General features: G+C 54.2%; 12 protein-coding genes and 1 riboswitch. All 12 genes read left to right on the forward strand.

Annotated elements, in window-relative coordinates; genetic code table 11:
* Positions 1 to 101 precede the first annotated feature (101 nt).
* The 12 genes from ACTID9_RS10045 to ACTID9_RS10100 all read left to right on the forward strand — a co-directional run bounded on the left by ACTID9_RS10045 (position 102) and on the right by ACTID9_RS10100 (position 13,876).
* A complete protein-coding gene (locus ACTID9_RS10045; RefSeq protein ID WP_441071115.1) occupies positions 102 to 1,202 on the forward strand; it encodes an ABC transporter ATP-binding protein in 1,101 nt (366 codons plus the stop codon).
* 31 nt (positions 1,203 to 1,233) lie between these two features.
* Positions 1,234 to 2,319, forward strand: a complete 1,086-nt coding sequence (locus ACTID9_RS10050; protein WP_441071116.1) for a polyamine ABC transporter substrate-binding protein — start codon at positions 1,234 to 1,236, stop codon at positions 2,317 to 2,319.
* Between the two features lie 87 nt (positions 2,320 to 2,406).
* Positions 2,407 to 3,303, forward strand: a complete 897-nt coding sequence (locus ACTID9_RS10055) for an ABC transporter permease (protein ID WP_441071117.1) — start codon at positions 2,407 to 2,409, stop codon at positions 3,301 to 3,303.
* A gap of 2 nt (positions 3,304 to 3,305) precedes the next feature.
* Positions 3,306 to 4,076 carry an ABC transporter permease gene (locus tag ACTID9_RS10060; RefSeq protein ID WP_441071118.1) on the forward strand — a complete coding sequence of 257 codons (771 nt, stop codon included), beginning with the start codon at positions 3,306 to 3,308 and terminating at the stop codon, positions 4,074 to 4,076.
* A gap of 218 nt (positions 4,077 to 4,294) precedes the next feature.
* Complete coding sequence (locus ACTID9_RS10065; RefSeq protein WP_441071119.1) at positions 4,295 to 5,173, forward strand: MurR/RpiR family transcriptional regulator; 879 nt, start codon at positions 4,295 to 4,297, stop codon at positions 5,171 to 5,173.
* Positions 5,166 to 6,464: a CapA family protein gene (locus ACTID9_RS10070; protein ID WP_441071120.1), complete on the forward strand. Its 1,299-nt coding sequence runs from the start codon at positions 5,166 to 5,168 to the stop codon at positions 6,462 to 6,464. Before ACTID9_RS10065 ends, ACTID9_RS10070 begins: the two co-directional genes overlap by 8 nt.
* A gap of 18 nt (positions 6,465 to 6,482) precedes the next feature.
* Positions 6,483 to 7,667, forward strand: a complete 1,185-nt coding sequence (locus ACTID9_RS10075) for an amidohydrolase (RefSeq protein ID WP_441071121.1) — start codon at positions 6,483 to 6,485, stop codon at positions 7,665 to 7,667.
* A gap of 25 nt (positions 7,668 to 7,692) precedes the next feature.
* Entirely contained in the window at positions 7,693 to 8,943 is a 1,251-nt protein-coding gene (locus tag ACTID9_RS10080) for an MFS transporter (RefSeq protein ID WP_441071122.1), read from the forward strand.
* Positions 8,944 to 9,082: 139 nt separating this feature from the next.
* Complete coding sequence (locus ACTID9_RS10085) at positions 9,083 to 10,033, forward strand: bile acid:sodium symporter family protein (RefSeq protein WP_441071123.1); 951 nt, start codon at positions 9,083 to 9,085, stop codon at positions 10,031 to 10,033.
* Between the two features lie 712 nt (positions 10,034 to 10,745).
* On the forward strand, positions 10,746 to 10,976 hold the full coding sequence (locus ACTID9_RS10090) for an ACT domain-containing protein (RefSeq protein WP_441071124.1): 231 nt from the start codon (positions 10,746 to 10,748) through the stop codon (positions 10,974 to 10,976).
* A gap of 254 nt (positions 10,977 to 11,230) precedes the next feature.
* A riboswitch (cyclic di-GMP riboswitch) is annotated at positions 11,231 to 11,321 on the forward strand.
* Between the two features lie 159 nt (positions 11,322 to 11,480).
* Positions 11,481 to 12,422, forward strand: a complete 942-nt coding sequence (locus ACTID9_RS10095; protein WP_441071125.1) for an HD-GYP domain-containing protein — start codon at positions 11,481 to 11,483, stop codon at positions 12,420 to 12,422.
* A 143-nt stretch (positions 12,423 to 12,565) separates the two neighbouring features.
* On the forward strand, positions 12,566 to 13,876 hold the full coding sequence (locus ACTID9_RS10100; RefSeq protein WP_441071126.1) for a purine/pyrimidine permease: 1,311 nt from the start codon (positions 12,566 to 12,568) through the stop codon (positions 13,874 to 13,876).
* Positions 13,877 to 14,022 lie beyond the last annotated feature (146 nt).

Raw genomic sequence — 14,022 nt, forward strand, 5'->3', positions numbered from 1 at the left:
TTCCGTTACCAGAATGCCTCTGGCGTACGGGAGCTTGGACTGGTTTTTTCTGTTTGTCGGCGACAAAAAGCGAAAAGTCAGTCGAAAGGGGTGTGCGCGCCATGAATCAGACACATCTTGCCATCACGGATGCGACGAAATGGTACAAGAAATTCAAAGCGGTCGACGGGATCAATCTGGAGGTGAAAAAAGGGGAGTTTTTGACCATTCTGGGGCCGTCCGGTTCCGGCAAAACCTCGTTGTTGAAGCTGATCGCCGGGTTCGAGGAAGTGAGCGCCGGTTCGATCTACTTGAACCATCAAGATATTACGGGCAAAAAACCGTATGAGCGGGATATTGGCATGCTTTTCCAAAACTATGCGCTGTTCCCGCATATGACCATAGCAGACAATATCGCCTATCCGCTCCGCCTGCGAAAAGTCAACAAGCAGGAGATTCGCGAGCGGGTCCAAAAAATTCTCGATCTGGTGCATCTGTCCGAGTACGGCAACCGGTTTCCCGGGCAGTTGAGCGGCGGTCAGCAGCAGCGAGTGGCATTGGCGAGGGCGATCGTCTTCAATCCGCCGCTTTTGCTGCTGGATGAGCCTTTGGGTGCCCTCGATAAAAATTTGCGCGAAAAGATGCAATTGGAGATCAAGCATATTCAGGAAAAGATCGGGATCACGACGATCAGCGTGACGCACGATCAGGAGGAAGCGCTAACCATGTCGGATCGGGTTTGCGTGATGAACAAGGGGCGAATCGAGCAAATCGCCACTCCGCAGGAACTGTATCAAAGGCCGGTCAACAAGTTCGTTGCCGAATTCATCGGCGAAATCAATCTGCTTGCAGGCGAGGTCGTTGGAAACCAGGCAGGCCAGCTGGCGATCCGGCTGTTTGCGGATGACGGCATCACGCTGCATTCCAATCATGACGGTGTTTTCAGCGAAAGAGAAGCATACGTGGCGATCCGGCCGGAAAATCTTCAGCTCGCCTCTGACCGTGGCGCGTTTGAAAACACGATGGAGGTGCAGGTTTGCGAGACGATTTATGTGGGGGACGCGTGCAAAGTCAAGACCAAAACCGCAAGCGGACAGGAGATGACGGTCAAGATCCCGACGCGCCTCTCCGGAAGCTGCAAAGCCGGTGATACGATCCTCTTGGGCTGGAACCGATCGGAATCGACCGTGATTCCGTACGAGCGCGAGGCGATCTTAGCATAACAAAATACAAAAAAACAATGGGGGAATTTTCATGGGCAAAGGGTTGAAAGTCGGCTTGGTTACGCTTGTTGCAGGACTTGTGGTCGCGGGCTGCGGCGGGGGAGGGAGCGAGCAGCCAGCCAGCACCTCCGCTACCGGCGGACAAGCGAGTGGGGAACAGCAGGAACTGGTCGTCGTCGACTGGGGAGGCGCTTCGTCAGACGCGGCGAAAAAGGCGGAATACGAGCCGTTTGAAAAGAAATTCAACGTAAAGATTACGGTTGTTTCCCCGACCGATGTAGGCAAACTGAAGGCGATGGTCGAGAGCGGTAATGTCGAGTGGGATGTCGTCAATTCCGATACCGATGTGGCGATTCGACTCGGCAGCGAAGGGCTGCTCGAAAAGCTGGATTACAGCGTCATCAATGCCAAGGATGTGTATCCGGAGCTTGTCACGGATTATTCCATCGGGCAGGAGCTGTTCTATACGAATATCGGATACAGCACCGAGCTGTTTCCAGGGGGCAGCCATCCGAAAAGCTGGGCGGATTTCTGGGATACCGCGAAGTATCCGGGCCCTCGCGCCTTGTACAAGACGCCGATGTCGACGCTGGAAGCGGCGCTGCTTGCCGATGGCGTAGCTCCTGACAAACTGTATCCGCTCGATGTCGACCGCGCTTTGAAAAGCCTCGATAAAATCAAAAAAGACGTGAAAGTATGGTGGGAAGCGGGCGCGCAGCCGCCACAGCTGCTGTCAACCAAAGAAGTGGCAGCTTCCATGGCGTGGAACGGACGCATTTCTGCGGCGAAGGCACAAGGCTCCAAAATCGACAATGAGTTCAATCAGGCACTTGCCATGTCGACCTCATGGGTCGTTCCGAAGGGGACGCCGCATAAAGACTTGGCGATGAAGTTCATCGCCTATGTGTCCGAGCCTGAACCGCAGGCCGAATATTCCAAACTGATCGATTATGCGCCGACCAATGCCAAGGCGCTGGACCTGCTGTCTGACGACTTGAAAGCGCGGCTTGGGCAGTTGAAGAAGGACAAGGAGAACCAGGTGATCCTCGACGTCAACTATTGGGCGAAGAACTTCGATGAGGTAAACGCGAAGTTCAATAAGTGGCTGCTGCAATAAAAAGGTTCTGTCGGGCAGTGGGAATCGCACTCCGAATCATCGAACGCGCAGACGACCAGGTTCGGACCATATGTAAGGGGGAACTTTATGTCTAAAGGTAAAATAGAGGCAGCTGCACTGCCCGCAGTGCCCACGCTGCAAATCGCCAAAATGCCGGGACTCAAGTGGCTGCTTTTGATCGTACCGCTTGTGTACGTCCTGTTTCTTCTGTACTACTCGATGATCAGCGTGCTGAAGCTCTCTGTAGTCGATCATACCGGATTTACGCTGACCTACGTAAAGGATGTGCTGACGGATACGCTTTATTTGAAAGTGCTGTGGAATACGCTGAAACAAGCGTTTTTCGTCACCGTGTGGACTGTGGTGCTGGCATATCCGATCGCGTATTTGCTGGTCGTCATTGAATCCGGGACATGGAAAAAAGTCATCATGGGAACGGTCATGATTACGATGTGGATCAGTTTGCTGGTTCGTACGTTCACCTGGAGCGTAATTTTGCAGGAGCATGGTGTGATCAATTCGGTTTTGTTGAATCTCGGGGTGATCAAGGAGCCGCTCAAGCTGCTGTACAATACGGTCGGCGTCACCATCGGGATGACCCACATTTTGCTGCCATACATGGTGTTGAGCCTGTATGCGGTCATGGAGCGGATTGATCGCCGGTTGGTCCAGGCGGCGCAAGGGATGGGGGCAAAGCCGTGGCAGGCCTTTGTCCACATCATGTTGCCGCTCTCCTTGCCGGGCGTCATGTCAGGATCATTGATTGTGTTTGTACTCGGGCTGGGTTATTTCATTACGCCGGCGTTGCTGGGCGGGCAAGGCAACATGATGATTTCCAAGCTGATTCAGGAAAACATCCAAACGACGCTCAACTGGAATCTGGCCGCAGCGCTTTCGCTCGTGCTGCTTGCGACAACGTTGCTGCTGCTCGGGTTGGCGTACTGGGTGTCCCGCTTGTCACCGATGTTGAAAGGGGACCGATAAGCATGTGGCTGCGCATTGTGGTAGGGGTTTTGCTTGTGCTGATGATCGCCCCGATTTTGGTGATGATTCCGCTCTCCTTCAGCTCGCAGGTCGCGTTTCAGTTTCCGCCTGAAAGCTATTCGATGCAATGGTATGAAAACTTTTGGAACAACAGACAGTGGACGGAAGGATTGTGGCGGAGCGTCGTCGTCGCTTTCTTTACGGCGATTGTCTCGCTTGCTCTGGGAACCATGGCGGCATTGGCCGTGAATCGTCTTACATTCCCAGGCAAAAAAATCTTTCTCAACCTGATGGTGGCACCGATGGTCATACCGGTCATCGTGGTCGGGATCGCGATGTACCATACGTTTTCAGCCTACAAGCTGACCAATTCGATCCCGGGACTGGTGTTGGCCCATTCGATCCTGGCGATCCCGATCGTATTCGTGACGATCATGGCCGGTCTCAAAGGAGTGGACGGCAACCTCGAGTTGGCGGCACAAAGCCTCGGCTCCACGCCGATCGGCGCATTTTTCAAAGTCACCCTTCCGCTGATCCGTTCCTCCGTGTTTACAAGTGCTTTGTTCGCTTTCATAACGTCATTGGATGAGGTTGTCGTGAGCATTTTCATCGCCGGTTCCAAAACGAAGACGCTGCCGATCGTGATGTGGGAAAACATGAGGACCCAAGTCGATCCGACCATTGCGGCGGTATCTACGTTATTGATTGTCGGCACGGCGGTGTTCCTGATTTTGTCGCAAAGCGTGTCAAAGGGCGGGGATGCCCGATCATAAGCGGAATAAGGGGAACAACTGCATACTGAAAAGAAAGGCTTTCGCTATTGCTGCGGAGGCCTTTTTTGCGTGCGCCAGGCGGGTTTTGGCTGTTCTTTTTCATCACTTTGACATCTGTAACTTCATTTTATGAGTATTATTGAAGTGTATATTTTCAAATGTTAAACTATTCGTAAAATTACCTCAATCGTTACTGATCCATAAAGGAGCCGCTGCACATGAAAGCAAATGTCAAGGAACGAATTCGCACCCATTTTGCCGGTTTGACGGCAAGCCAACGGATGATCAGCCGCTTCGTGCTGGAAAAGCCGAACCTGATTGCCGTACATACCGCCAAAAAAATCGGCGAGCTGACCAGCACGAGTGAATCGACGGTCATTCGTTTCAGCTATGCGCTTGGTTATTCCGGCTATGGCGAAATGCAGGAGGAGATCAGGCGCGCTCTTTTAATTTCCGACCAGCTGCGCGGGCCGATCGAAAAGCATCAGGAGGCGTCCGGCGAGCGGGTCACAAGCGAAAATTTTGTCCAGCAGGCGTTGGAAACGGACATTGCCTACATTCAGCAGGCGCTTGTGCATGCAGACGTGGCATTGTTCCGCGAAGCGATTCGGCTGATCATGTCGGCGGACAAAATCGTCGTCGTCGGCTTCCGCTGGTGCCACATACCCGCGACATGGCTTGCCAATGCGCTCAATACGCTGAAAGGCGATACGCACCTGTACCAGGGAGCGATCGGCAACGCGGACTATCTGATTACGGAGCACAGCAAAAAGTGGCTCGTCATCGCGCTTTCGTTTCCCCGCCATCCGGCAGAAACCATTGCTTTCGTCAAAGCAGCCAAGACGATTGGCGCGCAGGTTCTGGCGATTACGGAGGGGGAACTATCGCCGATCAGTGCAAAAGCGGACGTGATGCTCAAGGTGACGACACCGCAGCCCGCCGCCACCAATGGCATGCCGACGCTGTTTTCGATCCTGAATGCATTGGTGGAGGGGGTAATGGCGGCAGGCGGCGACGAGATTGCGCACCGGCTGCAGCAATACGACGAGATCAGCTCAACCTTTTATTCTTTTGCAGGAGATGAGGAAGATGAGTAAAACGATGACGTTCGCCGCTACCGGCGACAGCTTTATCACGAGGAGCACGGCCAATGACCCGGATCAGTTCGCCCGCATCGCACAGCTGCTGCAAGCAGCCGATGCCCGGTTCACCAATCTGGAGACGACCGTGCATGACAACGAAGGCTATCCCGGCGCGTTTAGCGGCGGTACGTGGGCGATGTCCCCGCCGCAAGTGCTGCGCCATTTGAAAGAATATGGCTTCAACCTGATCGGCTGGGCGAACAACCACACGCTTGACTATTTATACGGCGGACTGGAAGCGACGGAACGGTATTTAAACCAGTATGAATTCGTTCATGCGGGCGCGGGAAAAAACTTGGCGGAGGCATCTGCTCCGCGGTATCTCGATTTGCCGGCGGGGCGCGTCGCACTGATCGCTGCGACATCGACCTTCCATCCGTGGTGGGTTGCAGGCGAGCAACGCGCCGACAGCATCGGCAGGCCCGGCATCAATCCGCTGCGGTATGTGACCCAGCATGCGGTGTCGCCGGAACGGCTGCAGCAGCTCAAGGAGATCGCGGATGCCGTGGACATCAATGCGGTGAACAAGGTGCTGATCGAGGAAGGATTCATGAACCCGCCGGGAGAGGGGATTTTTTTGTTCGGCAATGCCCGATTCGTCGAGGGGACCGAGGAGAAGACGACGACGGTTCCGCATCCGCGCGATTTGGAGCGTATGCTAGGCTCCATTCGGGAAGCGAAGCGCCGGGCGGATTATGTGCTGGTCAGCCTCCACGTCCATGAGATGAAAGGCGCGGACAAGGAGGTTGCCGCGGAGTTCGTGCAGACGGTGGCGCATGCATGTATTGACGCAGGCGCACATGCCATCATCGGGCACGGCCCGCATATCGTCCGCGGCATCGAGCTGTATCGCAAGCGGCCGATTTTCTACAGCCTCGGCGATTTCATCTTTCAGACAGAGACGGTGAGCAGCCAGCCAGCTGACTTTTACGAGTTTTATGGTTTATGCCATACGCATCGGGTGGCGGACGCGCTGGAGGCGATGAGCGCCAACTATTCGCGGGGATTGTGCGTGCATCGGGATGTCTGGGAGTCGGTCATTCCGGTTTGGAAAATGGCGGATGGCGAGCTTGCGGAGCTGCTGCTGTATCCGATCGAGCTGGGCTTTGACGAACCGATTTACCGGATGGGCTGCCCCGCACTGACACACGATACGCGCATTTTGGAATCGCTTCAACGTTTAAGTGCGCCGTACGGGACGACGATCACCATCGAGGACGGCGTCGGAAAAGTCAAGATTGATTGAGAGGGAGGGGGGCCGGACATGAGAGAGCGGTTGTTTGCGCGGCTGGAGGCGTTGTATCCCAAGCTTGTCGCCATGCGCCGGGATTTGCACATGTACCCGGAGCTATCGTTTCAGGAAGTGAGGACGCCGCAAAAAATTGCGGATGCGTATCGGGCATGGGGACTGGAAGTTCGCGAGCAGGTGGGAGGCCGGGGTGTTGTCGCGTTCCTTCGCGGGAAAAACCCGGGCAAGACTGTGGCGCTAAGAGCCGATTTCGATGCGCTGCCGATCCAGGATGAGAAGGAAGTGTCGTACAAGTCGCGGATTGAAGGCGTTATGCACGCTTGCGGCCACGACATTCACACGGCTTCCTTGCTGGGCGTGGCTGAAACGCTTGCAGCGGAACGGGAAGCGCTGTCGGGTACGGTCGTCTTCATCCATCAGTTCGCGGAAGAGGTACCGCCGGGAGGGGCCAGCGCGATGATCGAGGACGGCTGTCTCGACGGGATGGATGTGATTTTCGGGGCGCATGTGGCCTCGATTTTGCCGCTCGGCGTGATCGGGGTGAAGGAAGGCTATCTTACCGCAGCATCCGATAATTTCACGATCGAGATCAGCGGAAAAGGCGGGCACGGCGCCGGCCCGCATTTGACGGTCGATGCGCTGGTCACCGGCAGCCAGCTGGTGACGGCTTTGCAGCAAATTGTGTCGAGGCGGGTTGACCCGCTCCAGCCAGCCGTATTGACAGTGGGTACGTTCATGAGCGGCGGGGCGCCGAATGTCATTGCCCAGACAGCCACGATCGAGGGGACGGTCCGCACGTTTGATGAAGCGACGCGCAGTCTCATGGAGGAAGCGATCGGCACGATTACACATGCGACTGCAGCAGCGGCGGGGGCGCGTGCGGACTATGCCTACAGCAAAGGGTATCCGGCCGGTTGGAATCATCCGGACGAAACCCGGCAGGTGGAGCGACTTGCCAAGGAACTGTTTGGTCCTGAGCAGGTGATGCAGCTTCCTGCCGGGATGGGCGGCGAGGATTTCGCCTACTATTTGCAGCGCGTGCCTGGCAGTTTCTTTTACGTAGGCGGGGGGAATGAGGAAATTGGCGCGAGCTACCCGCACCATCATCCGCGCTTTGATGTGGATGAGCGGTCGATGCTGTTCATCGGAAAGCTGTTTTTGGCAATCGTCCTGGACAGCTTGTCACAAGACCAGCCGTAATAAAACGAAAAGGGAGTGAGACGAAATGGCATGGGTCACCCTTGTTTTATTGTTCGTCCTGTATATGATCAACTATGCCGACAAAGCGATTGCGGGCTACTCGGCCGTGCAAATCATGCAGGAGCTGCAGCTGTCGGCAACGCAATGGGGTGTTGTCGGCAGCAGCTTCTTCTGGTTGTTTTCCATTGCAGGCGTGTTGGGCGCCGCCTTGTCCGACAAGATCGGAACGAAAAAAATGCTGGCGATCATGGCGCTGTCCTGGACCGTCGTACAGTTCGGCGCATATGCGATCGCGAGCTTGCCGATGCTGATGGGCGCGCGCATCCTGCTCGGCATCGGGGAAGGGCCGTTTTGGGCAACGGTCGTCAGCCATTTGAGCAAATGGTTTCCCGAGGAGCGGCGCGGGCTCGTCTTTTCCACCGTCAATTTTGGCGCATTTGTCGGCGCTGTTGCGGCAGCACCGCTGTTGGTCGGCATCATCGAATCGAGCGGCTGGCGTCATTCCTGGGCGATGCTGGGCGCTGCGAGCCTGGCCTGGTTTTTGGTCTGGATGTGGATCGGCAAGGAAAAGCCTGCGAAAGCAATCGCACCCGAGGAGCTGGTTGCCAAGGAACCGATCCAGTGGAAAAAATTGTTCGCGGTTTTGTTTTCGGCCAGCTTTATCTTTACGTTTCTGATCTACTTTGCCCAAATCTGGGGAACGACGTTTGCCGCCGTATGGGAACCGGTCTATTTGGTCAAGGTGCTCGGCTTTACCCCGAAACAAATGAGCTATGCCATCGCGGGAACCGGCTTGCTCGCGGGTTTGATGACGATCGCCATCTCCTGGTATGCCGACACGCTGTATAAGAAAAACCGCAGTTATCGCACATCATATGTAACCGTCGGCGGAATCTCGATTATACTCGGAGGCTTGTTTTTCTACGCGATGTCTGTGACGCACCAAGCTGTATGGGTGCTGATTGCGGCCTGTCTTGCCAAAGGCTTTTCGTTTTCGGTCGGCACCTCCGCATCCGTGATCGCCACCAGCCTGATGCCCGAGCGCAAAGGCTTGATCATGGGCGTACTCTCCGGATTTGTCACGATTGCCGGAATCATCTCGCCGATCGTGACGGGCGCAATCGTGCAGGCGGCGGGGGATGACATCAGCCGCGGCTTCGGCAATGCATTGATTGCCAACGGCGTGCTGTTCGTGGCTTTTGGCATCCTGTTTTTACTCTATGTGAAACGCAACGAAACCGGACAACGTCTGCCGGAAAAGAAAGCTTCGGCTTGATGGAAGCGAAAAACGGGATGGATGGCAGTATAGGCAAAACCTACGGACCAGATAACAAAAAAGTATAAGTATATTGAAATTAAATGAAGTAGAATAAAAAATAATTTCAATATAGTCACACAACAGGAGAGACGTAGCAGTGAACAAAGTAGAGAAAATCAGCAAGTTCGTAGGCAGTACGTTTTCAGTTTGGGTCCTTTTATTTGCCATCATCGGATTTTTCGTTCCACAAGCATTTGTCGGCATGAAGGCAAACATTTCGTTGCTATTGGGCATTATCATGTTCGGGATGGGACTGACCTTGTCCGCAGCCGATTTCCAGGAAGTGTTCCGCCGCCCTGTCGACGTGCTGATCGGCGTGGTCGGCCATTATTTGATCATGCCGGCGCTCGCTTATTTTTTGGCGATCGCACTCCAGCTTCCGCCTGATATCGCAGTCGGTGTCATCCTCGTTGGCTGCTGCCCGAGCGGGACCGCTTCCAATGTCATGACGTTTTTGGCGAAAGGCGATGTTGCGCTTGGCGTTTCAGTCGCATCGGTTTCGACCTTGATCGCGCCGATTGCAACACCGGCCATCATTTCCTTGCTGGCAAACAAGTGGATGACGATCAATACGCAATCGCTGATCCTCGACATTATTGAAGTCGTCATCGTTCCGATCGTCCTCGGCGTAATCGTGAAAGCCTTGTTCAAAAAACAGGCCGCAGCGAGCGTCAAAGCGCTCCCGTTGGTTTCAACAATCGCCATCGTCCTGATCGTTGGCATCGTCGTCGCCATCAACAAAGGGAAAATTCTCGAAACAGGCGGCATCATCTTCGCTGTCGTCATTTTGCACAACTTGCTCGGATACTTGCTGGGGTATTTGTTCGCGAAAATGTTCGGTCTGAACCTCGCCAAACGCAAGGCGATCACGCTGGAAACGGGCATGCAAAACTCCGGACTGGGCGCAGCCCTGGCTGCCGCGCATTTCAATCCGATTGCAGCGGTGCCAAGCGCGATCTTCAGCGTCTGGCACAACATTTCAGGTTCGCTTTTGGCGACATGGTTTGCCAAGCGGGAAGAAGAGCCTTTGTTTAGAAAAGCAGATTGACATGCGAATCACCCGTTTTCTATAATGGGCTTACGAGATTGATTTGTACGAATGTTCGATATTTTGCGATGACAAGGACGAGTAACGGATTAGCGTTGATGCCAGAGAGCCGTTTGATTTGCTGAAAAAACGGTCATCACCTGCCCGCGAAGATCACCTTGGAGCTGCGCCGCGAACAGGCTCTATGGCCCAAGTAGCAAGCGACGTCCTCATCCGGCGTTATCGGATGCGAGTCACCACAGGTGACTTAAGTGAGCCTGCCGCTCGCAAGACGGCAGGGAAGCTGAGTGGTACCGCGAGCCAACAACCTCGCCTCAGCAGCCAGTTCCAGTACAAGGGGGCGGTTGCTTGGGCGAGGTTTTTCTATTGAATAAACAAGACGCGATGACAAGGACAAGTAGAGGGAGCAGCAGATGCCAGAGAGCCGTTCGGGTTGCTGAAAGAACGGTCATCCGCTCCCCATCGAAGCATCACCTTGGAGCTGCGCGGTGAACAGGCTCTATGGCCTAAGTAGCAAGCGACGTCTCATCCGGCGTTAACGGATGCAAGTCCCGTTCTGTGACTTGTCAAGCCTGCCGCTCGCAAGACGGCAGGAAAGCTGAGTGGTACCGCGAGTATGCCTTCGCCTCAGCAACCGGATGGACTGCCGAGCGTGCAGTCAGCCGGTTGCGGGCGAGGGTTTTTTTTATCCATATACAAAGGAGAGAGAAGAATGAACCAAACCTTCACCCTGGTCGTGAATGACCAGCCAGACGTTTTGCTGCGCATCATCGGTGTCCTGACCCGCTACAATGTCTGCATCAGAAGCTTTTCCCATGCTCCGGCAGAAGAGGAAGGAACGGCGATCATGACATTCAGCGCGTCCTTTGAGGAGAAATGGTACGATCTCGTCCTCAAGCAGCTGGTGAAGCTGATCGATGTCATCGAGCTAAAAGCGACGTAAGCGCACATCCAGACATGCCAGCCTGGCATCGTTACGAATCAAGTGCCGAGGCTGGCATGCCAGACTGGCACGGCTGATTGTTTTTGCCGAAGCAGCTGGCAGTTCCACAATAAAACCAGCGGGAATTTGCTGATCTGAAATTTTGCATATTTGAAAATAGTCAATCCTTGATAATTGGAAGAGATTGTACTAATATGGTCGATGAGTGTAGCAATTTTTTCTATATCGAAAAAAGCGATAATTGAATGAGTTAAGTTCGAAAAAGGCAAACTCATTGAAAAATGGGGACGCAAAGCTAGAGGGGCTTCCATGTCATCGAAGACGTGTTGCCAGCCAGCTACCGAGTAGAGTACATGTTGGTGTCCGCAGGTTACGATCCTTTTCGAATGCTGAAAAGGGTCGTTTCTTTTTGACAAGCAGCTGGAGAGGGGAGTCCAGCGGATGTGAAACGGCACCGCCGATTGCTTAAATCTCGCTTACATAGAAAGGCTGGAGAAGAAGTACATGTTTCGTTCCGAAAAAGAGAGTCGTCTGTTATATGGGATTAGGTATCCTGTCCTGTCCATCTCTGGTTTCATTCTTCTGCTTCTCCTGATCGTGTTGTTCGACGGCTTCGTGTTTCCGTATAAAGACCTGAAGGGCATTTATCTCATTCCGCTGCTCGTAGCTGGCTGCGTGTTTTGGCGAAATATGCCGCTGCAGCTGATCATCGCGAGCCTGATCACCTGGCTGTGGTATTTTTTCCCTCCCTATGCAAGCCAGAATTTCATGCAAATTGTGCTGCAATGGCTGACCAACGTGCTTGCGGTCATTGCCGTCTCCACCTTGATCAAACTGTATCTTGCGGAAAAGGACCATACGCTCGAACTGACGGTGGCGCTTGCCAAATCGCTGGACTCGCGCGATCCGCATACGGCGTGCCATTCTGAAAATGTGGCGCACTATGCGGTTTTGATCGCCAAGGAGCTTGGCTTGCCGAAGCGCATCTGCCAGCAGGTGTATTTGGGTGGACTTTTGCATGACATTGGCAAAATCGGCGTGCCGGAATCGATCCTGACCAAACCGGGACGGCTGACCAAAGAGGAATATGAAGTGATCAAGCAGCATCCCAGCATCGGCTTTGAAATGGTCAAACACATCCCTGCCTTTCAAAAGCGGGGAATTTTGGACATGATTTTGTACCATCATGAACGATACGATGGGACCGGCTATCCAAAAGGGCTTTCAGGCGGGGACATCCCCTTGTTCGCGCGCATCATGGCCGTGGCGGATTGCTTTGATGCGATCACCTCGACGAGGGTTTACCGGAAGGAAGCTGGGCTTGCGGTCGCATGCGGCGAAATCGAGCGGAACAAAGGCGGGCAATTCGACCCGATGATCGTGGATGCGTTTTTGCGCATGATCGAAAAAGCAGGGCCCGAAATCTTGCGAAAATATGGAAAGTAGTGAAAAAAAGCCGAGAAAAACGAAATGACAGCGCACATCGGGGCGCTTTTTATTTCACCTTCAGTGAACAAGAGGGTTTTGTTTTCTGACGACTACGCGTACAATGGTATCCTGTACAATCGAATAAAGAGGAGGAACTGTACGTGGAAGAAAGGCAAACACCCTGGCAGTTCGGCCTGGGCTCCTTGCAATGGTTTATTTTTTTGCTGGCCAATGCAGTGGCGCTGCCGATCGTGATCGGGGGGATTTATCAGCTGCCGCTGCCAGAAGTGATGGAGTTGATGCAGCGCACCTTTTTCGTCGTCGGCGTCACGTCGTTTGTGCAAGGCTGGATCGGGCATCGGTTGCCGATTGCGGACGGCCCGGCAGGTTCGTGGGTAGCGGTGTTCACCATTTTTGCCGACATGGCCATCCGCCAGGGACACGATCTAAAACAGACGTTGCAGATACTGGAAGGCGGCATGATCATGGCCGGACTTTTGCTGATCGTGCTCGGAGCGACAGGCGTGATGGTGCGCATGCGCAAACTGTTTACCCCATTGGTGACAGGCTCGTTTCTGCTGTTGCTTGGCTTTCAGCTGAGCGGCGTGTTCTTGCTCGGGATGCTCGGGGCGCACGGAGAACCGGCGAAAGCGGATTTGCACACCGCGCTGATTTCATTTGGCGTCTTCGGGCTTGTCATCGGGCTGTCGGTATGGGGCAAAGGCTGGATGAGAGGCTACGCCGTTTTGCTCGGCATCATCGCAGGCTGGATTGCCTGCTACCTCAGCGGAAAAAGCGGTGCAGCGCTCCCTGCGACGGACTGGTTCCAGTTGCCGCGCGTTTTTGCCTGGGGCATGCCGGTTTGGGATAGCGGAATGGCTGTAGCGGTCGTCTTGTTCACGCTGCTGTTGGTATCCAATACGGTGGCGGCTGTAACCGCAGTGGGCCAGATGGTGCCCAAACGTCTGGAAAAAGAAGCGGGTGCGCTAAATGCAGGAGGATGGGCAGGCGGAATCGCACATCTCTTTTCGGCGGCATTTTCAACGGTCGGGATTGTACCACTGCCAGCGAGCGCAGGTTTCATTGGGTTGACCAAACAGCATCGGCTGCGTCCTTTCTTGACGGCATGTATCGCACTTTCGCTGATTTCGCTCGTTCCCGCCGTCATCAGCAAGCTGTCGTTGTTGCCTGGACCCGTGGCCAATGCGGCATTGATGGCATCGTTCGTCCAGCTGATCGCGCTTGGCTTGCAGACGATTACGCGGGACGCATTGGACCAGCGCAGGCTGACGATACTGGGCGTGACGTTTTTGTTTGGGGTCGGCACGATGTTTTTGCCGAAAACGATTTTCGCACAGCTGCCTTCCGTCATTTCCTATGTATGCGGCAACGGATTGCTTTTGGGGACGCTGATTGCCATTGCGCTGGAGCAAGTATGGAAAAAGGAAAAGGAAGTATCGGTTGATGCATAGCTATGCAGGGTTGAATAGAGAAACCAGCGATGAAGTCTGTAAACGCGTTATTCCAGCAGAATCAGGAACTGGTATGAGAGTTGCAATGTCCGGTTGAAGGAAAGAGAGGGTTGATAGAAACGAAAAAAAGCAAGGAGAAATACACA

Source organism: Brevibacillus fluminis, from assembly GCF_052072235.1.
GTDB classification, from domain to species: domain Bacteria; phylum Bacillota; class Bacilli; order Brevibacillales; family Brevibacillaceae; genus Brevibacillus_D; species Brevibacillus_D fluminis_A.